The 20,643-nt window shown below is 34.1% G+C and carries 17 protein-coding genes, 1 tRNA gene, 2 rRNA genes and 1 pseudogene; 5 read left to right on the top strand and 16 right to left on the bottom strand.

Annotation, left to right across the window (positions count from 1 at the left end):
* Nucleotides 1–24: 24 nt before the first annotated feature.
* The 12 genes and pseudogenes from rplW to glyA all read right to left on the bottom strand — a co-directional run bounded on the left by rplW (nt 25) and on the right by glyA (nt 11,843).
* On the bottom strand, nt 25–426 hold the full coding sequence (rplW, locus tag ACSH40_RS01855) for a 50S ribosomal protein L23 (RefSeq protein ID WP_438341308.1): 402 nt from the start codon (nt 424–426) through the stop codon (nt 25–27).
* Nucleotides 426–1,097, bottom strand: a complete 672-nt coding sequence (gene rplD / locus ACSH40_RS01860) for a 50S ribosomal protein L4 (protein ID WP_438341309.1) — start codon at nt 1,095–1,097, stop codon at nt 426–428. The genes rplW and rplD overlap by 1 nt, the downstream gene beginning before the upstream one ends.
* A gap of 143 nt (nt 1,098–1,240) precedes the next feature.
* A pseudogene (gene rplC, locus ACSH40_RS01865) lies at nt 1,241–1,915 on the bottom strand (50S ribosomal protein L3); the annotation flags it as partial.
* Nucleotides 1,916–1,996: 81 nt separating this feature from the next.
* The gene (gene rpsJ, locus ACSH40_RS01870; RefSeq protein ID WP_438341310.1) at nt 1,997–2,302 is read right to left on the bottom strand and encodes a 30S ribosomal protein S10; all 306 of its coding nucleotides are present in this window, start codon (nt 2,300–2,302) and stop codon (nt 1,997–1,999) included.
* Between the two features lie 163 nt (nt 2,303–2,465).
* Nucleotides 2,466–2,786, bottom strand: coding sequence for a hypothetical protein (locus tag ACSH40_RS01875; RefSeq protein ID WP_438341311.1), 321 nt, complete (start codon nt 2,784–2,786; stop codon nt 2,466–2,468).
* A gap of 100 nt (nt 2,787–2,886) precedes the next feature.
* A 23S ribosomal RNA gene (locus tag ACSH40_RS01880) occupies nt 2,887–5,783 on the bottom strand.
* A 240-nt stretch (nt 5,784–6,023) separates the two neighbouring features.
* Nucleotides 6,024–7,543: ribosomal RNA gene (locus tag ACSH40_RS01885) — 16S ribosomal RNA — on the bottom strand.
* The 16S and 23S rRNA genes sit together here, the layout of an rRNA operon.
* A gap of 213 nt (nt 7,544–7,756) precedes the next feature.
* Nucleotides 7,757–8,023: a 30S ribosomal protein S15 gene (gene rpsO, locus ACSH40_RS01890; RefSeq protein ID WP_438341312.1), complete on the bottom strand. Its 267-nt coding sequence runs from the start codon at nt 8,021–8,023 to the stop codon at nt 7,757–7,759.
* Nucleotides 8,024–8,094: 71 nt separating this feature from the next.
* The gene (locus ACSH40_RS01895) at nt 8,095–8,919 is read right to left on the bottom strand and encodes an FAD synthase (RefSeq protein WP_438341313.1); all 825 of its coding nucleotides are present in this window, start codon (nt 8,917–8,919) and stop codon (nt 8,095–8,097) included.
* 2 nt (nt 8,920–8,921) lie between these two features.
* Nucleotides 8,922–9,740, bottom strand: a complete 819-nt coding sequence (locus ACSH40_RS01900; protein ID WP_438341314.1) for a YcsE-related riboflavin metabolism phosphatase — start codon at nt 9,738–9,740, stop codon at nt 8,922–8,924.
* Nucleotides 9,740–10,594, bottom strand: a complete 855-nt coding sequence (gene truB / locus ACSH40_RS01905; protein ID WP_438341315.1) for a tRNA pseudouridine(55) synthase TruB — start codon at nt 10,592–10,594, stop codon at nt 9,740–9,742. Before truB ends, ACSH40_RS01900 begins: the two co-directional genes overlap by 1 nt.
* A 1-nt stretch (nt 10,595) precedes the next feature.
* Nucleotides 10,596–11,843 (bottom strand): serine hydroxymethyltransferase, encoded by a 1,248-nt coding sequence (gene glyA / locus ACSH40_RS01910; protein ID WP_438341316.1) that lies wholly within the window; start codon nt 11,841–11,843, stop codon nt 10,596–10,598.
* 225 nt (nt 11,844–12,068) lie between these two features.
* Between glyA and ACSH40_RS01915 the strand changes: the two genes are divergently transcribed.
* From ACSH40_RS01915 to ACSH40_RS01935, 5 genes are all read left to right on the top strand, one after another.
* Nucleotides 12,069–12,142, top strand: a tRNA-Gly gene (locus tag ACSH40_RS01915).
* Nucleotides 12,143–12,244: 102 nt separating this feature from the next.
* Nucleotides 12,245–12,610 carry an NAD(P)H-dependent oxidoreductase gene (locus ACSH40_RS01920; protein ID WP_438341317.1) on the top strand — a complete coding sequence of 122 codons (366 nt, stop codon included), beginning with the start codon at nt 12,245–12,247 and terminating at the stop codon, nt 12,608–12,610.
* Between the two features lie 41 nt (nt 12,611–12,651).
* A complete protein-coding gene (locus tag ACSH40_RS01925; RefSeq protein WP_438341318.1) occupies nt 12,652–12,837 on the top strand; it encodes a hypothetical protein in 186 nt (61 codons plus the stop codon).
* Nucleotides 12,838–12,907: 70 nt separating this feature from the next.
* Entirely contained in the window at nt 12,908–14,938 is a 2,031-nt protein-coding gene (locus ACSH40_RS01930; RefSeq protein WP_438341319.1) for an Mbov_0121 family peptidase domain-containing ABC transporter, read from the top strand.
* Entirely contained in the window at nt 14,922–15,302 is a 381-nt protein-coding gene (locus tag ACSH40_RS01935; RefSeq protein WP_438341320.1) for a hypothetical protein, read from the top strand. Before ACSH40_RS01930 ends, ACSH40_RS01935 begins: the two co-directional genes overlap by 17 nt.
* Before the next feature lie 21 nt (nt 15,303–15,323).
* Here the strand turns inward: ACSH40_RS01935 and ACSH40_RS01940 are convergent, their stop codons facing one another.
* From ACSH40_RS01940 to ACSH40_RS01955, 4 genes are read right to left on the bottom strand one after another with little or no spacing between them, the layout of a single operon-like run.
* Entirely contained in the window at nt 15,324–17,075 is a 1,752-nt protein-coding gene (locus tag ACSH40_RS01940; protein ID WP_438341321.1) for a hypothetical protein, read from the bottom strand.
* The gene (locus tag ACSH40_RS01945) at nt 17,053–17,895 is read right to left on the bottom strand and encodes an ABC transporter permease (RefSeq protein WP_438341322.1); all 843 of its coding nucleotides are present in this window, start codon (nt 17,893–17,895) and stop codon (nt 17,053–17,055) included. The genes ACSH40_RS01940 and ACSH40_RS01945 overlap by 23 nt, the downstream gene beginning before the upstream one ends.
* Nucleotides 17,888–18,724: an ABC transporter permease gene (locus ACSH40_RS01950; RefSeq protein ID WP_438341323.1), complete on the bottom strand. Its 837-nt coding sequence runs from the start codon at nt 18,722–18,724 to the stop codon at nt 17,888–17,890. Before ACSH40_RS01950 ends, ACSH40_RS01945 begins: the two co-directional genes overlap by 8 nt.
* Nucleotides 18,724–20,349 carry an ATP-binding cassette domain-containing protein gene (locus tag ACSH40_RS01955; protein WP_438341324.1) on the bottom strand — a complete coding sequence of 542 codons (1,626 nt, stop codon included), beginning with the start codon at nt 20,347–20,349 and terminating at the stop codon, nt 18,724–18,726. The genes ACSH40_RS01950 and ACSH40_RS01955 overlap by 1 nt, the downstream gene beginning before the upstream one ends.
* Nucleotides 20,350–20,643 lie beyond the last annotated feature (294 nt).

Genomic DNA, 20,643 nt, shown 5'->3' on the forward strand with positions numbered 1-20,643 from the left:
TTATCTTATGGTTAGCAAGATAAATTATTTAGCAGCTTTTTTAGCTAATTTTTCAGCAACTTTTGCTTCTACTGCTTTAGCGTCTTTTTTGTTTTCTGCAACTTCTGTTTGTGCTGCAGTTTCTTCTTTTTCTTCAGCTTTAGATTCTTCTGGGAAGAAATTGATGCTGTATCCATCTTGTAGATATACTAAAGCTTTTTTGTATTTGTTTGTGTATCCTGCAAAACGTCCTAGTCTTTTTGGTTTGGCAGCAACTGTTAGAATGTTAACACTTGCTACTTTAACGTCAAAAATGAATTCAACAGCTTTTCTTACTTCAACTTTGTTTGTACGACGATCTACTGCAAATGTGTAAATATTGTCTGACATTTGGTTGTAGCTTTTTTCAGTTAAAATTGGATATTTAATTACATCATTAACGTTCATTATTTAACCAACCCTTCTAATACTTTTACATCGTTTTCACTAATTACCATCACATCAGCTGCTAATAGTCTTTCAACGCTTAGTGAGCTTACTTTAACAGTAACTACGTTTTGTAAGTTTCTTGCTGATAGGAAAACATTTTCATCACTAGTTACTAATAAAACGTTTTTAACATCAGCTAGACCTGTTGCCTTTAATTGACTAACTAGTTCTTTAGTTGAAGGTTTTGCAAGTTTGTATTCGTGAACAAAAACTTGTTGTGCTTGAGCTAATTGGCTTAAAGCACTTTTAACTGCTAGAGCACGAACTTTTTTGTTTACTTTTAATGAGTAGTTTTTAGCTGTGGTAGGTCCAAATGCTCTTCCCCCACCTACTCAAATTGGTGAACGCATTGATCCTGCACGTGCACGACCAGTTCCTTTTTGTCTTCAAGGTTTTTTACCTGTCCCTGAAACTTCTCCACGATTTTTAACTTTGTGAGTTGAAAATCTTCTTGAAGCACGATCACTTAAAATAGTGTCGAAAATTGCTTGTGCGTGAACTTCTTCTAATCCGAATAATCTTTGTGGTAATTTATCTGAAGCAAATTTTAGACTTTGAGATTGTGTTTTAACAACATCAACAGCTGGTTTAGCTTCTTTTTTAGTTGTAGCTTTTTTGTTTTCTGCCATTATTAAACCTCTTGTTCTTGTTCTTTAGCTTCTTCAGCTTTTTGTTTTGCTTCTTCTAATAGTTGTTTCATTTCATCTAGTGACATTGATGATTCTAATACCACACCATATTTTTTAGCTTCTTCGAATAGTTCATTTTTAGCAATTGCAACTTTTAGATCAACTAATTCAATAGCTGGTCTTTTAGCAATATGTTTTGCATTTTGTTTAACTGTTACAAATCCTTTGTTTGGTCCTGGTACTGAACCTTTAATAATGATTAAGTTGTTTTCTTTATCAGTAGCAACAACTTCTAAGTTTTGTACAGTAGTTTTAACGTTTCCTAAGTGACCTGGCATGGTCATTCCTTTAACAACACGGTTTCCAGAAATGTCCCCGATTGATCCAGTTTGACGGATAGGTTTGCTTCCTCCCCCTCCCCCGTGAGACTTAGGTCCGATTTTTTGATTGTGACGTTTAATGGTTCCTGCAAACCCTTTTCCTTTAGAAGTTGCTTGTACGTCAACGACTTCTCCTGCTTCAAAAATAGTTACATCAACCATTTGCCCTAATTCGTAACCTGACATGTTACGAATTTCTTTTACGAAGCGCTTAGGTGTTGTGTTGGCTGCAGCGAATCTATTAACTTCAGGTTTTTTGATTCTTGATTGTTTTTTGTCTTCAACAGCTAATTGCACAGCAACATAACCGTCTTTATCAGCTGTTAGAACTTTAGTAACAACATTTGGTTTAACTTCAATCACAGTAACAGGAATTGCATTACCTTCAGCTGTGAATAATTGAGTCATCCCAACTTTTCTTCCTAAGATTCCTTTCATCTTGATCCTTTCATTTTGTTATTGAAATTGATATTTATATGTACGCACGGGCGCATATATAAAATAAAAACAAACTGTTAATTACTTAACAGATTTGATACTTAATTCAACTCCAGCTGGCAATTCTAAAGATTTGAATCTATCAGCTAGTTTTTCACTTACGTTATCAATAATGATTAAACGTTTGTGAGTTCTTGATTCGAACTGTTCACGTGATTTTTTGTTAACGTGAACTGAACGCAAGATAGTGATGATTTCTTTTCTTGTTGGCAATGGAATTGGTCCACTTACATTAGCTTTCTCGCTTTTAGCTAATTCAACAATTTTCACACTAGCTTGGTCAACTAAAGCATGTTCGAATGATTTAACTTTGATTTGTAATTTCATTTGTTCTCCTTGTTCATTAATTTTGAACTGACTCCACATAAAAACTAATCTCCGAGAAGAACAACTAAGCTCGGAGTATTACAACCTTATGTATCACAGTCGTAGTTGCTTATTAATTATAACAAAAAACGATTTTTTTACAAAACGATTTTTTAGCCTTTTCTTAAACAATAATGACAAATATTACCGAGGCTAAAATATACAAAACAAGACTAAACCAAGCAAATATTTTAATTGCTACTCAACCTTTTTTATAATTTATAAAATCATAAGTTGCACAACAAAGACTAACTAATATTACAGCAATTAATCAATACGAAATAACTAACTTATTCTTGAAGTATTGATCGTTGTTTATATATTTTCCCATCATCATAAATAAAGCAAAGATAGCTACAATCAAAAAATAAAAAAGTAGCAATTGCAAAGCCTTAGTGATGTCTTTAATATGATAGTTTTTGCTTTGTTTAGTGATTTGTTTCATATTCATATATTGTACTAAAAAGATAAATAAAAAAGCCCAAAAAGGGCTTTCCTAGATCTCTGAAAACTGAATAGAAAGACTAATCAACATATAGAATTAAACTATTAAATCAATCAACTTATTAGTACTGGTCAGCTGAATGTATTACTACACTTACACCTCCAGCCTATCAACCTCGTAGTCTACAAGGAGTTTAATAGGGAATATTCATCTCTGAGGAGACTTCCCGCTTAGATGCTTTCAGCGGTTATTCTTTCCGTACTTGGCTACCCAGCTGTGCTTCTGGCGAAACAACTGGAGCACCATCGGTACGTCCACTCCGGTCCTCTCGTACTAAGAGCAGCTCTCATCAATATTCCAACGCCCACATCAGATAGGAACCGAACTGTCTCACGACGTTCTGAACCCAGCTCGCGTACCGCTTTAATTGGCGAACAGCCAAACCCTTGGAACCGACTCCAGCTCCAGGATGCGATGAGCCGACATCGAGGTGCCAAACCTTCCCGTCGATGTGATCTCTTGGGGAAGATAAGCCTGTTATCCCCGGGGTAGCTTTTATCCGTTGAGCGACGGCCATTCCACGATGTACCGCCGGATCACTAAGTCCTGCTTTCGCACCTGCTCGACTTGTAGGTCTCACAGTCAATCACACTTTTACCTTTATGCTCTACATACAGTTTCTGACTGTATTGAGTGTAACTTTGAACGCCTCCGTTACCCTTTGGGAGGCGACCGCCCCAGTCAAACTACCCACCACGCACTGTCCCCTCACCGGATGACGGTGACAGGTTAGAATTTCAAATTAACAAGGGTGGTATTTCAACGACGACTCCAAGTAAACTAGCGTCTACTCTTCAAAGTCTCCCACCTATCCTACACATGTTAAGCCAAAATTCAATACGAAGTTATAGTAAAGCTCCACGGGGTCTTTTCGTCTTGATGCGGGAACCCAGCGTTTTCACTGGGACCATAATTTCACCGAGTCCAATGTTGAGACAGTCAAGAGATGATTGCGCCTTTCGTGCAGGTCAGTATTTAGCCGACAAGGAATTTCGCTACCTTAGGACCGTTATAGTTACGGCCGCCGTTCACCCGGGCTTCAAATCAACGCTTCGCAAATGCTAACGTATCATCTTAACCTTCGGGCACTGGGCAGGCGTCACCCCATATACATCGTCTTGCGACTTAGCATAGAGCTGTGTTTTTGATAAACAGTTCCCCCTCGCATTTTACTGCGGCCTATATTGCTATAGGCATCCCTTCTTGCGAACTTACGGGATAATTTTGCAGAGTTCCTTAACATTGGTTTTCTCGCTCGCCTTAGAATACTCATCTTGGGGACGTGTGTCCGTTCTCGGTACGGGTCCCTTAAAACTTAAGTTAGAAGCTTTTTTAAGAAGTATGAAATCACATAATTCGCTACTTTGTTGCCATTTCACTATGCATCGTATCTCAAAGTTATGTCGCTAGGGATTTGCCTCCAGCAACCTTCTAAATACTTACCCCACAATCCGATAAGTGGTAATGTTATCCTCCTCCGTCACTCCATCACATTTTAAGGAAGTACTGGAATATTAACCAGTTGTCCATCGGCTACGCCTTTCGGCCTCGTCTTAGGTCCCGACTAACCCTGGGTGGACGAACCTTGACCAGGAAACCTTCCCCAATAGGCGTCAGTGATTCTCACACTGAATCGTTACTCATACCGGCATTCTCACTTCTAAGCGCTCCACCAGTCCTCACGGTCTGGCTTCAATGCCCTTAGAACGCTCTCCTAACGCTAAAATTTAGCCCGTAGCTTCGGTATTGTGTTTTAGTCCCGTTAAATTATTGGCACAAGATCTCTCGACTAGTGAGCTATTACGCACTCTTTAAACGATGGCTGCTTCTAAGCCAACATCCTAGCTGTTTAAGAAATCTCACAACCTTTCTCACTTAACACAATTTTGGGACCTTAGCTGACGATCTGGGTTGTTTCCCTCGCGAGCATCGACGTTATCACCGATGTTCCGACTGCATGGCAATTCATATTGGTATTCGGAGTTTGATTATAGTCAGTACAGCTAGGCGCCGCCATTCCATATTCAGTGCTCTACCCCCAATACTTAACACCACACGCTAGCCCTAAAGCTATTTCGAAGAGAACCAGCTATCTCCAAGTTCGATTGGAATTTCACCCCTATCCACAAGTCATCCGGGCACTTTTTAGCGTACTACGGTTCGGCCCTCCACCTAGTGTTACCTAGGTTTCAGCCTGCTCATGGATAGATCACCTGGTTTCGGGTATACAACAACATACTTTCGCCCATTTCAGACTCGATTTCTCTACGGCTTCGCTTTATTCCACTTAACCATGCATGTTGTCGTAACTCGCCGGTCCATACTGCAAGATGTACGCCATCACCCATTAACGGGCTCTGACTAATTGTAAGTAATTGGTTTCAGAATCTATTTCACTCCCCTCCCGGGGTTCTTTTCACCTTTCCCTCACGGTACTAGTTCACTATCGGTGTCTGGTTAGTATTTAGCCTTACCGGGTGGTCCCGGCAGATTCAGACAGGGTTTCACGTGCCCCGCCCTACTCAGGATACCATCAAGAGACATACAAATTTCGCTTACGGGACTTTCACCCTGTATTGTCAAGCATTCCAACTTGTTCTGCTATCTGTATGTTTTGTAACTCTATGTAGACAGTCCTACAACCCCAACTTCAATGTTGGTTTGGGCTCTTCCCCGTTCGCTCGCCGCTACTGAGGGAATCATTATTTATTTTCTTTTCCTGTTGGTACTAAGATGTTTCAGTTCTCAACGTGTCTCGCGCTTCCAGCTATGTATTCACTGGCAAGGCAACTAGAGATTAGTCTAGTTAGGTTTCCCCATTCGGAAATCCCCGCTTCGTAGCTTATTTCCAGCTCCACGAGGCTTATCGCAGGTAATCGCGTCCTTCATCGACTTCCAGACCCAAGGCATCCACCAAAAACTCTTACTTATTTAATAGTATGTTCCTATTGTCTAATTGTTATTAGATAGATATGATGTATTCTATAGGTTGATCAAAACGTTTGAATATTAATATATACAAATGTCTTTTCTATTCAGTTTTCAAAGATCTATATATTTGAGAGAATAGAACTCTCAAAACTGGATATAAATTACCATAACCTTAAAAAAAGATTGATTGTTTTGTGAAACAGACTTTATAAGTCTTTAAAAAATGTTGTACTGTGTACTCCGTAGAAAGGAGGTGATCCATCCCCACGTTCTCGTAGGGATACCTTGTTACGACTTCACCCCAGTCACCAGTCCTACCTTAGACAGTCGTCTCCGAAGTTAACTAACCGGCTTCGGGCATTACTAGCTCCCATGGTGTGACGGGCGGTGTGTACAAGACTCGAGAACGTATTCACCGCAGTATGGCTGACCTGCGATTACTAGCGATTCCGACTTCATGAAGTCGAGTTGCAGACTTCAATCCGAACTGAGATCGGCTTTTTGAGATTTGCTCCACATCACTGTCTTGCGTCTCTTTGTACCGACCATTGTAGCACGTGTGTCGCCCCACTCATAAGAGGCATGATGATTTGACGTCATCCCCACCTTCCTCCTGGTTACCCAGGCAGTATCTCCAGAGTCCTCGGCATAACCCGTTAGTAACTGAAAATAGGGGTTGCGCTCGTTGCTGGACTTAACCAAACATCTCACGACACGAGCTGACGACAACCATGCACCATCTGTCATTCCGTTAACCTCCACTATGTCTCCATAGCTTTGCGGAAGATGTCAAGAGTGGGTAAGGTTCTCCGCGTATCTTCAAATTAAACCACATGCTCCACCGCTTGTGCGAGTCCCCGTCAATTCCTTTAAGTTTCACTCTTGCGAGCATACTACTCAGGCGGATCATTTAATGCGTTAGCTGCGTCAGTGAATTTTCCACCGACTAATGATCATCGTTTACGGCGTGGACTACCAGGGTATCTAATCCTGTTTGCTCCCCACGCTTTCGTCCCTCAGCGTCAGTATAGACCCAGTAAGCTGCCTTCGCCTTTGGTGTTCTTCCATATATCTACGCATTTCACCGCTTCACATGGAATTCCGCTTACCTCTATCTCACTCTAGCTTGCCAGTATCTAAAGCGGGCTGGGGTTGAGCCCCAGGCTTTAACTTCAGACTTAACAAACAGCCTACGAACGCTTTACGCCCAATAATTCCGGATAACGCTTGCGACCTATGTATTACCGCGGCTGCTGGCACATAGTTAGCCATCGCTTTCTGATCAGGTACCGTCAGCTCAGCGGCATTTCCTCCGCTGAGTTTTCTTCCCTAATAACAGCACTTTACAACCCGAGGGCCGTCATCGTGCACGCTGTGTCGCTCCATCAGGCTTTCGCCCATTGTGGAATATTCCCTACTGCTGCCTCCCGTAGGAGTCTGGGCCGTATCTCAGTCCCAGTGTGGCCGGTCAGTTTCTCAACCCGGCTAAACATCATCGTCTTGGTAGGCCATTACCCTACCAACTAACTAATGTTCCGCGCTCTCATCTTCCAGTGAAGCAAATGCTCCTTTTATGACAATTTCATGCGAATTTGTCACGTATCCGGTATTAGCAATCGTTTCCAACTGTTATCCCAATCTGAAAAGTAGATTAAGCACGTGTTACTCACCCATTCGCCACTAAGTAGCAAGCTACTTCGTTCGACATGCATGTATTAGGCACACAGCCAGCGTTCATCCTGAGCCAGGATCAAACTCTTATAAAAAAATTGACGATTATGGTATTTATATCCAGTTTTCAAAGAACTATTTTCTTGTAGAACTCTCAAGGTCTACAAAAACAATTATAGCATAATTTGTTGTTTGTTTTAAAAAAAATAAATTATTTTTTAATTGTTTATCAACTTGTTTGAACTTGCTAAAAATTGCTTTCTAATTATACATTAAAAAAATAAAAAAAATAAAATCTCAGCGAGATTTTATTTACGAATGTTTAGTTCTTGAATTAAGTTTAGGTATTCGTTATAGTTAGTTCTTTTTAAATAAGCTAATAATGATTTACGTTGGTTAACTTTTGCCATAAATCCACGCATTGAGTGTAAATCTTTTTTGTTGTTTTGGAAATGAACTTTTAAACTTTCAATGTCAGCTGTTAACAAAGCAATTTGAACTGCTGCTGAACCTGTGTCTTTATCGTTTTTTCCGAATTTTTTAATTAATTCAAGTCTGGTGTTTTTGTCTACCATATTTTCTCCTTTACAACCCAGCAATAAATTTACTTTACAACCGAGCAATAAATTAATGTATTATTGATGCACTACATTATACTAAAAAATTTAAAGGCTTGTTTTATTTCGTCTTTGAAAACTTTGTCATCCGCCATGTGATTAATAAATCTTAATTGTTTAAGAATTTCAACAAAAGTTTCGACTTTGGGCAAATATTGTTTTTTAAGGTCTAGAAAAACGATTTCATTTTTTTCTAAACCAATTTTGACAATTGCATGATATTCAACATTTTCAATTACTACATTGGCCAAATAAGTTCCGGCATGTATTTTTTCTAAATTGTTAGGTCATTCAAAAGAATAATCATCAGTATTTAATTCAATAATAAAAGCATACTTTTCAATTAGCAAAGTATTTAGTAACTCGATTGAACCATCCTCAATGATTTGTCTAATTATTGAAGAAGCTATTTTCATGCCATTAATTTTTTTAAGACTAGCAATCTGGCAATTAAAGTTAGCTTTTAAAGCATCAACATTACCTAAGCGATTGAAACCAAAACGAAAATCTTGGCCACAAACTATATCACTGACATTCATTGCTTTCAATTTATCAATAAATGTTTGGGCAGAAAGATTACGAAAATCTTGGTCAAAGTGAATAATAACAGCTTCGTCTATACCTATATTATATAAAGTATATAAACGCGTCTTGATTTGGAACATTTTCGCTTTTTGCTGATGTTTGTTATCAAACAAAAAGCAAACAATTTCTTTTTCAGGATTTTGAGCTTTTAAATTTTTAGCGATTTTGAATAGTTCATAATGACCTAGGTGCAAAGTTTCAAAACTTCCTAAAATAGCAATTTTTTGATTTTCAAAAGTTTTGTCAACTGGCCAATTATAAACTTTCATAATTATTTAATAAATCCTTTTTCTAGTAAGTAATTGTATGCTCCGTGGTCACTTACATCACCACAAACATCATCAGCTACTTCTTTAAGTTCTTCTTCGGCATTACCCATTGCAACACCTAGTCCAACTTCGCTTAACATTTCAACATCATTTGAAGAATCACCAAAAGCTATAACTTCATCTAGTTTAATATTTAGTTTTTCACAAAGAATTTCTAGTCCTCTAGCCTTGTTAACATCTCTTGCTGAAATGAAAACCCCATTAGTTCATTCTGCTAAAACTCACATGTCTAAATTATTTTTAGCAAAAAGATCATCATAAAATTCTTTAAGTTCACGGCTAGCATCTGAATTTACAGTAATTAAATAGTTTGTATCAGTAGAATTTTCATTATATTCACTAATGTCATAGAAATCTTTTTTGAAAGGTTCATAGAATCAGTGGTTAATGTCAAAAAGATTGTTGTAGTATCCTTTTTGTTTACCAACAAAAGTAAAAGGTAAATTACGAGCTTGAGTTGCTTCTAAAAATACTTTGTAATCTTGATAAGAAATTGATTTTTCAAATAAGTATTCATTAGTTTTTAAGTCAATAATAAATGAACCATTAGCTCCAATGAAATAATCAACATTAGGAGTCTCAATTCTGTTACCAACAGTAAAAATGTCTCTTCCGGTACATAGAACTGTAATGTATCCAGCATCTTTTAATTTTTTAAACATTTGCACAATAACTTGACTTAAGTCATTGTTTTTTTTACCATCTTCAAATGGTAGAATAGTACCATCAATATCAAAGGCTACTAATTTGAATTTTTTCATTATTCCTCCCTAATAATAGCTTCTAGTAGGGGTCAAAAAATTTTGATGACTTTTAATTGATCATCAAATATTTGCACTATTCCTAAAAAATTATTATTATGTTTTAATAAGTAATTAGCGTTTGGTAGATTGTATTTTTTTCTTACCACGCGCTCTTTGAAAAGTGTTTTTAATTCATCCTTGTTTAGGGTAACTATATTTATACCAAATAATTGCTCAATATTGTCAATTTCGCTAACTTTTCTTTGCTCATCTAAAAGTACATTTCCGACCTGAGTACGTTTTAAATCAACCATAATTGCATCAGTATTTAAAAGCAAAGCAACATCATGCACAATCGAGCGAATATAAGTACCTTTCGAAACAAAAGCTTCGAATGTAACTTCATCATTTTCTAAGTCATAGTTAAGAATTTTTAGTTCATGAATTTTAATCTTGTTTGGTTTTAGACTAACATCTATATTTTTACGCGCTAGTTCATAAGCTCGCACACCATTAATTTTTTTGGCGCTGAAAACTGGAGGTATTTGTTCTTCTGAGTTTTTAATTTGCTCGAAAGCTCGTTCTAATTGATTATGAGAAATTTCTTTTCATTCTAAAATGCTGACAATGGAGTCACTATCCCAAGATGCACTGTGGCGAAAAAGTTGCATTGTACAAATATAGCGTTTGTCTTGACTTAGGATGTAATTTAAGAGTTTTGTATCTTGATCAGTTGCAACAATCAATAGACCAGTTGCTAAAGGGTCTAAGGTTCCACAGTGACCAATTTTTTGAATGTTGTTTTGTTTAGCAAAATCTCTAATTGCTTTAAAACTTGACACACCTTTTGCTTTATTTATTTTGAAAAACATGTTAGTAAGTTTTTTTGATTGGAAATTGGCTTGAAAGTTTTAAAACTTCTTTTTTAATGATTTGATGTAAAGCAACATTATCAGGCTCACTTAGTGTTTTGTGAATTAAATTGGCAATAGTAACGAATTCATTTTCTTCAAATCCGCGTGATGTCATAGCTGCAACACCCAGTCTTATACCACTAGTAACTGTTGGTTTTTCACTATCGAAAGGAATAGCGTTTTTATTGGCAGTAATTGAAATTGAAGAAAGGATGTCAGCTGCTTGTTTTCCAGTTAAATTGTAAGAAGTTTTTGTATCAATAATAAATAGGTGGTTTTGGGTAAGACCAGAAACAACTTTGACACCTTTTGACATAAAAGCACGACAAAAAACATTGGCATTAAGAATAATTTGGTTAGCATAACTACTGAAAGCAGGACTTAGTGCTTCTCTAAAAGCAACTGCTTTGGCTGCGATTTGATGCAATAAAGGTCCACCTTGATATCCTGGGAAAACTGAGCGATTAATTTTTTTAGCCAATTCTTCGTCATTAGTTAAAATCATTGCTCCCCGTGTTCCTCGTAATGTTTTGTGAGTGGTAGTCATTACAACATCAGCATAAGGAAAAGGAGAAGGGTGAACTCCGGTAACAATTAATCCGGCAATGTGACTTACATCGGCAAGTAAATAAGCACCAACTTTTTTAGCAATTTCACCAAAACGCTTAAAGTCAATAATTTGTGAGTAAGCACTATATCCTGTAATAATCATTTTTGGTTTTACTTCTAAAGCTATTCTTTCAATTTCATCGTAGTCCAGAATTCCATCTTCATTAACTGTGTAAAAGTGTGGTTCATAAAATTTACCACTAAAAGAAATTTTGAATCCGTGAGTTAGATGTCCTCCCGATGAAAGCTGCAAACCTAAAACACGATCATTTGGTTCCAATAAGGCCATGTAAATTGCGGCATTAGCAACAGAACCTGAATATGGTTGTACATTTGCATATGCACAATTAAATAATTGACAAGCACGATCAATAGCAAGCTGTTCAATTTGATCAACGTATTCGCAACCATCATAATATCTTGCACCTGGATAACCTTCGGCATATTTATTAGTCAAGCAAGATCCTGCTGCTTTCATAACATCATCAGACACATAATTTTCAGAAGCAATAAGTTCAATATTAGTTTCTTGACGTTGCAATTCCTTATTAATTAATTCAGCAATTTCGTTATCTTTTAAATCAATTTTGCGATACATAGTTTCTCCTTTAGGGATTATGAATATAGTTTCATAATAGCTTTAAAATTATATAATATGTAACCAAAAAATGCTAGGCGACAAAAAGTCAAAAACTCAAAATAAAAGAAATTAGGTTTTTTGTTATATAATGAATTGTGTTTTCAGACTAGCTGTTGCTTTAAAAAAATAAAATTATTTGCAAAAGAAAAAATTTTATGTATAATATTAAAGCAACAAGCAAATGCGAGTGTAGTTTAATGGTAGAACTTCAGCCTTCCAAGCTGACTGTGAGGGTTCGATTCCCTTCGCTTGCACCATATGTTAAATCACCAAAAAGTGGCAAAAGGCCACTTTTTTAATTCCTTTTTGGCATTTTTGGTTTTTATGCCATACAATTCTAATGAAGAGAAAGGATGAAAATGAATAAAGTATTAGTTATTTTATCTTGAGTAAACGGACAAAAATCAATTACTAACCAAATGGCTAAGGTTTTTGTAAACAAATATCAGCAACTAAATCCTCAAGATGAAGTGCAATATTTAGATTTAAATGAATTAGAAGCTGCTAAACAAAGTTTAAACGAGCAAAATTTTGTTCAATTCTTTGGTTCAGAAAGTGATGAACTAATTAATCAATTAAAAAGTGTTAATAAAGTAGTTATAACAGCTCCAATGTATAATTTCAACATTCCTGCAACATTAAAAAATTATTTAGATAGAGTTTTAGTAGCGAATAAAACATTTGTTACAAATATTCAAAAAAAGGAGACGCTGTCGGGCTGTTAGATCATCTAAAAGTTCAAATCTTAGCAACTCAAGGTGCTCCATTGGGATGATATGAATGAGGAAACCATGTTAAATATCTTGAAGGAACATTTAAGTTTGTTTATGCAAAACTGAATGAAAGTTTTTTAATTGACGGAACAAAAGTTGGTGAACTAGCAACCAAATCAGCGCAAGAAGTTGTTGCCATGCACCGAAACGAAATTGAAAAACTTGCTTCACAATTCTAAGACTGGGAAATTTTATTTTCTCAGTTTTTTTTTTTTTTTTTTTTGCTGTTTTTTTTACTTTAATGAGTAGATGGAACAATTACAACAAAAAACAAGAGATTGTGGTTTATTGTGTTTAAGTAAACTGTATAAATACTGGTATAAAAAGAGTTTGAATATTGAAAGCTTGCAACAAGCCACAAATTATGAAGAAAAAGGAATAAATCTTTTGGAACTCAAACATAAAGCTAAGCAGTTTGGCTTAGATTTTAAGATTATGCAAGGTGAGTGAAATAGTTTTGTTAATCTAAAATTAGAGCATCCAATAATTATTGTCCTTGCAAAGCAAAATTTATTGCACACTGTTGTAGTTACAAAAAAGACAGATGATTATGTTGTTATCTTCGATCCTGCTATTGGTAAGTTAAAAATGAAGTTAGAAACATTGCAACAACAATATGCTTCAATAATCATTGATGTCACCAAAACTAGTTGTGAACAAAACTCATATCAAGAAAACAGTGTAACTTATTTCCAAACTACTTATAAATACACATTTCTAAATTCAATTATGAGTTTATTGGTATTTGGGTTGTCAATTCTTGCTTCACAAATAAGTAAATATCTTTTTAACAGTGCTCTTAAAGAAACAAGAGATTCCTACTTTTTGCATTTTTTAATCATTTTGGGTTTTTGCAGCTTACTGAAAATATCGTTTTCAACTATTAATGAATTTTGCACAAGAAAAATAGTGAATTTTTATCTTTTCCAGTATCAAAAAATATTCAATCATAAATTGCTGTATGGAAGGGTACATCAAATACAAAAATATAGCCAGCAAGATTTGATCAAAATTTATAGTTCTTTTGGGTTTTTAGCTTCGTATCGAGCATCTCTTAGCCTCCAAACTTTTGCTAATTTCGCTTTCATTGTACTATCAGGATTCTTTTTAGTCACAATCAATTTCAAAGTCACACTTCTCATTGTTTGCGCAATAAGTTTTTTGTTTTTAGTTAACATTTTGGCTAATTACATGCGAAAAAAACCATGGCAAGAGCTTTTGATAAAGAACAGTGAAGTTGTTTCTGATACTCTGTTTGTTATTAATAATTTTCAACAAACTAGAATGCAAAATGTGCCTAATTTCATCTTCCAAACTAATACAAAAAATACTGAGAATCAAATAAAAGCAACAAATAAGTTTTTTTATTTAAATTCACTTTTTGCTACATTATCAGACGTTATTCTTGCTATTTGTCCTGTTTTAATAATTTATTTGTTTTGATATTCTCAAAATGACAATAAAAATGTTGGTGATTTCTTAATTTTTGTCAGTTATTACAACTTTTTAATTAATCCTGCTAAGCTGCTAGCAAACAATATTGCTCAATATTCAAACTTTATGCAAGCTAGTAAATTGTGAAATAGCTTTAACCATATAAATTTGGAAATTGATAATAAATACTTTAATCAGAAAGTTGAAATCAAAAATATTACTATCAAAAATTTAGCTTTTGGATATAGTGAATATAATCATCTATTCAAAATAGGTAACTTAGAATTAAAAGCTCAAAATCACTTAATAGGTAAAAATGGGTGTGGAAAAAGTACCTTTCTTAAGCTTTTGTTAAATTTCTTTGACTATCATGGCTCCATTTTGTTTGATGGCGTTGATATTCAGAATTTAGATACATCATTTCTTAGAACAAAAATAAGTTATATCAATTCATCGCAATCACTTTTCAATAATACAATTGCTAACAATATTCATCAAAATAACCCTGTTCTTAAATCTAGATTCGAACAAAGTTTTATTGAATACAATCTTCAAGAATTTTTTGACTACTTTAAGTTATCTCTTGCGGACCAAATAGTTTTGAATGGTGAAAATTTTTCAGCAGGACAAAAACAATTCATCCAGCTTTTGAAGTTATTTGCTAATGAGAATGAAGTTGTGCTCTTAGACGAATGCTTTGAGAATATTGACTTAAACATTTTTGAAAAATTAAAACCTTTCCTACAAAAACTTTTGAGTAAAAAAATAGTCATTGAAGTTTCACACTCGCAAAAATATATTTTTGAGAAAGCAAAGGTGGTGAATTTTGATGAATTTAAAGCTTAAAAAATGAGAATTATTAATCTTGATAATAAGCCTTATTGTAATTTTTGCCATTATGTTTGTTTTAACAACTTGAAAAATGAAAGTAAAACAAGAACTCAAAATCATTAATTTCGATGAAAGACAAAATATTATTCAGTTCCAAAATTTGACAAATCATGAATTTGATTTTAATCAAACTATTAACTTGAAAATAAACAATAAGCTTTGAAAAGCAAAGATTTTGTGAATAAAACCAGTCGATTTAAATATTTTTGAAGCAAAAATATCTTTCACTGAAGATGTTAACTTTACAAAAACCGTTAAGGCTTGCATTGAAATAACGGAAGAAACAAAAAAATATTGAGAGGTTATTTTCAGCAAATAAAAAAACTGGCATTGCCAGTTTCTATGATTTTGTGATCTTAAAGTATTGTAAGCTTATTGCTGTTCGCAATTTTCGATTGATGATTTGATATAGAAACACTTTGTAATCATCACTTTGCTCTGGTTGAATGTACATTGACTTAGCAACTTCGTCACTACCGAAATATCATTTTTCAATGAAAGCAAAAATTCCTTGATTAGCTGGAGTGTAGTTGATGTAGTCAAAGTTTTCTACTTCAACCGCAATGTTATCATCTGTAAATGCTTCAGCAAAATAATCAGATAAAGCATCTTCATTTTCCATGTGCAATCCAAAAATTTTGTCAATGTCTTGCTGTGAAAATTGCTCTTTATCTTCTTTTAAAATATTTAAAATTTGCATACTGGTTTCATACAATGAGCTGTCTTCGTCCTTTATTTTTTCTAATTCTTCTTTAATCTCTTCATTTATTTCAGAATTAGAAATAAGAAGATTTTTCAAAGTGTTAATGTAACTTTGTTCAAGGTCTAAAACTCTAGACTGAGATGATTGTTGGGCATCAATGTTGCCAAAAACATATTCACCAATAGTTTTTTCTAATTTGATAGATTCATCATCAGTCATCACATTTGCTTGAATTCAGCCATCCATTAGTAAGAAATTATCCTTAGGCCTTACGTATCTTACTAATCCTTCTTCTTTTAAAGAACTAAAATTGTCAGCCGAATAGTAAGCATCAATTGCATCACCGTTATACATAACAGCAACATCAGCACGTCCTTCTTTTGGCTCAATAAGATTATTTGCTAGTTCTAATCCATCACCAATTAAAAAGTTGTGTTTTGTATCTCTAAGCGAGTATCCCGATGCTGCTTTTACATATTCTTCAAAACCTTTTATCGCTTCTAGATAGTTATCCTCATTAAAAGGTTTTAGTTTGTTATTAACTACTCACTGTTTTTCGCCTTTATCATTTTCATAAAAAGCGCCGATCATCATATTGTCGTAGTAAGCATTATTTCATGCAAAAACTCTGTAATTGAATTTTTTTAGTGTTTCCATTATCCCAGTTCAAGAAAGGTCTTTAAAAATAATTGATTCATTTTCTTCATCATATAAACCTTCGTCAATCAATTTTTGTTTTTGTTCGGCCGAAAGTTTTAGGTAAGGTCGATTTTCATAATCAATACTATAAGCAATAACCTTGTCTTGAGTGTAGTAAGGAATTATGTATTCTCAGAAATGGTCTTCTTTTCCATCTCTGTCAATATCATATGCAACCATTTTCTTCGAAACAGGATCTAAAATTCTTTTAGCTTTGTATTCGTCATTAGTTGCAATGAGGTCAAAAATCATTTGATCATATTGTTTCAAGTGTTCAATTACACTTGGACGATAGACATTTGCCAACTGTTCAATCAAAGGTTTTGAATCATTTGTGTTGAAAACGTTGGCAAAATTAAATTTTTTCAAACGATTTTCAATTATTAGTTGGGCTGCTTGGAAATCACTTCCAACTCCACCTGCTGCTTTTCCATTATTTAAAGCAACAGTAAAATCATTTATGTCGTTGAATACTTTGTAATTATATCCACGACTCTTAACTTTGTCAATGATGTCTTTTTTCAAGTAAGAACCATAGTTATAAAGACTTGGTGAATATGGGTGTTTAGCTTTAAAACCAAAAGATAAAATTGCAATAAGTAAAATAGATAGAAATACTATGAATGTTACAAAACGTTTTAAATTACGTTTTAGAAATTCCTTAATTTTATTTACCTGATTTCTTTGCAAAATATGCTTTGGTTTTATTTTTTAGAAGTGTTAATGCTTTTGTTGCAGTAATAATGTAAATTAAATTAGCAACTAAAACAATCATTAAACATATTGCACCCAATGCTAAACTTCAGGCTTGGAATTGTCCTTCGTAAAGTTGAGTTCCTAAAGTTTCTGTATTTGAGACAATTCTGGTAACAATGAAGTCATCGAAACTTAAAACCATTGAAACTACAAATACAAATCCAATTGAACCTAGCATATAAACAAAATAAGTCCTGAATCAAGTTCTTACTTTTGAATAACCTAAATCTTGACTAGCCTCAAAAATGTTTTTTGAAAACTTGTCAGATTTTGGCAACATTATCATAATTGCATATGGAAGAATGATTACTGTATGAGCTACAATAACACGAACAAATCCCTCACTTGTAGCACTTAAGACTCCAAAGAAGGCAGTCAAAATGATTGTTAGCGTTAAAGCAGTAACAACATCACTGTTGATTAAAGGAATGTTTGCTGTTCCTTGAACTACTTGTCTAGGTTTTTTGTTTTTTTGTCTTCACAAACCATAGACAGTTAGTAGTGAAATTGCTATCACTAAAACCGAAGCACACAATCCTATTAATAAAGAGTTAATGAATGCACCAGCGTGATCTGTTGAAAAAAGTGCTTTATATGCAGCAGCTGAGGTTCTGTTTCAAGTTGTAACACTGAAGACACCTTTATCACTTGGTGCATTAAATGAATAAATTGTTCCAAAAACTATTGGAATGTAGAACAAAATTAAGATTATTACAATGTATGATCTTTTGAAAAAGGTAGAAAACTTACTCATCTTTACCTCCTTTGAAACGATACTTGTTTAAAAGTAAAGGCAGTAGATAGGTTACACTATACAACAACATTAAAATCGCTAATGTTATTAAAACAAGTGTTGAAGCAACAGCCAAATCAAACGGGTTTGATGCATTAGCAAAGTTTTGAATCAAGTTACCGATCAATTGATTTTGACTTCCATGTGGAAGCAATCTGTCACTCAAAATAATTGAAGTTGCAGTTATCAAGAACACTGTGCTAAAACCTGCTAGCAATGCTTTCATGCAGTATGGGACTACAACTTTTCAAATTGTTTTAGCTTTTGAATAACCTAAATCTTCACTTGCTTCCAAGATATTTTTAGGCATATCTTTTAAAACTTGATATAAAGGCATGATCACGAAAGGTAAATACAAGTAAACAACCCCTAAAATCATGAAAGCTTCATTATTCAAACTATTTTCATCAAACATCACACTAAATAATCCTCTAAGTGATAATGCTTTTGAAATAGTAAAAATAAACAAAGGTGAAAAAATTAAACTTAAACCAATATTTTTTGTTATTTTTGATTTTGCGGTTGCCAGGATGTAAGTGTATGGAAAACCTATTAATAAACAAAATAGTCCACCTACAGCCCCTACTCAAACGCTTCTTCACAAAATTTTTCAAGTACTTTTGTCTTGAATAATGTGTCAGTTGTCTAACTGACCATCGATTGGACTGAACGCTTTTATAAAAACAAAGATTAATGGTAGAACAATAAATATTGAAGCAAATAATATGTAAGGTAGAATCAGCGATAAACGAAGATTAAACCCTAATTTTTTATTGATTTTCTTAAACATTAGACTTGTTCGTTATTTCATTCTTTAGAATCTTTGTTCATTAAGTGAATTGCATCAGTGTCTCAAGTTAGATAAACTTGTGTACCGGGTTCAAATTTTCTGGTTGTTTCAACATAAACGATTTTTCCGTCTACATCAACATCGATGAAATAATAACTTCCCTTGTAAACAATTTTTGTAACAGTTCCTGATAATTTACCTTTAGATTTATCACGTGAAATAATCATGTCTTCAGGACGAATTAAGGCATCTAATTGTTGTCCTGGTTCGAACTCATCGTGAATAGTCATAAAGTTTTTGCCCATAAAGTGAACTTTTCCTTTTTGCACAAAAGAAGCATCGAAAAAGTTTGAATCACCAATGAAATTAGCTACTCATTTGTTGATTGGGTAATCGTATAGTTCATGTGGTTTAGTATATTGTTCAACTTGCCCGTCACGGATAACTGCGATTCTGTCACTTAGTTGCAGAGCTTCATCACGATCGTGAGTAACAAAAATAAATGTTAGTCCTAATTTTTGTTGAATACTACGCAACAAAATTTGCATTTTTTCTCTGATTTTTGCATCCAATGCACTTAAAGGTTCGTCTAAAAGTAAAATTTCCGGTTCAATGACTAGCGATCTAGCAAGGGCAACACGCTGTTTCATTCCTCCACTAAGTGCATTAATTGGCTTTTGGGCATTTCCTTCTAGCCCTACCAGTTTAACAATGTCAGCAACAGCATTATCCATTTCTTTTGGACTAATTTTTCTAGTTGTGTGTTTCTTTTCAAAAGCTTCAGTTTTCAAGTCTACATAGTTTTCTCAGTATGAGTAGTTGAAATCACTATCATCAATTCATGATTGAATTTTTTGACGTTTGCTTTTGCTTAGTTTTTTGTTTTCTAAGTCTTTTTCATACTCAGCCATTTTTTTGTCAAGTTCTTGCATTTTTTGTGCAGCATATTTTTTTCATTGTTGCTGTTGACGTTCTAATCTCACTAAAAGCTCAGATTTAGCTGTTTCACTTAAAGTGATGTGTCTTTTTTCAAATGCTTCAGTTTTTTGTTGCACATAATTATCTCATTCTAAGCATTCTTGATTAACAGCATCAATTTTTGATTGAATCTTTTGACGTTGACTTTGGCTTAGCTGCATATTTTGCAATTCTCTGTTGTAATCTTCTACTTTTTTATTTAATTTTTGTTTTTGCTGAGTAGCATGTTTTGTTCATTGTTTTTGTTGGCGAGCTAGTTTATCTAAAACCTCTGGAGTTGGAATATCTTTAGCAATACGTTTTAATTTCAATCCGTATTTAATGTTGTTTTCAACGTTTAGATGTGGAAATAGGGCATAATCCTGAAAGATGGTTGAAACATTTCTTTTGTGTGGTGATAAATCTTTAATGTCTTTTCCATCAAATTTTAATTCCCCACGAGTAGTTCATTCAAAACCACCAATTAAACGCAAGATTGTAGTTTTTCCTGATCCAGAAGGTCCTAGCAATGTTACAAATTCTCCACGATTAATTTTTAAATTAACATTGTCTAGAACTATTTTTTCGTCATATTCTTTAGTAACGTCTACTAACTCAATAATTGGATATTTCTTTTTGTCTTTTTTAATATCGTTATTAATTTCCATTATGATCCTTTACTTTGATTTAAAAATGTAAATTTGTAACCAAAATGAAACTAAATCGCGACTTATAAATTTGCCTTGATTTAATTTCAACTAAAGGAGGGCGAGATCGTACATATTTTGACTATATTCTTCAATTAGTCTCTTAAGAGTGCTAAAAGATAAGTGAAAAACTTCAATGAAGAAAATTCACTTGATTGCATTTTTTAGTTTTAGTTTAGTACTCTTTAGCATAAGTAAAATTTTACCATAAAAAACATAGTTTTTTGGGGCTCAAAAAAGACATAAAAATTCGCC

This window comes from Mycoplasma sp. 3341 (assembly GCF_051549855.1).
Lineage (GTDB): Bacteria > Bacillota_I > Bacilli_A > Mycoplasmatales > Metamycoplasmataceae > Metamycoplasma.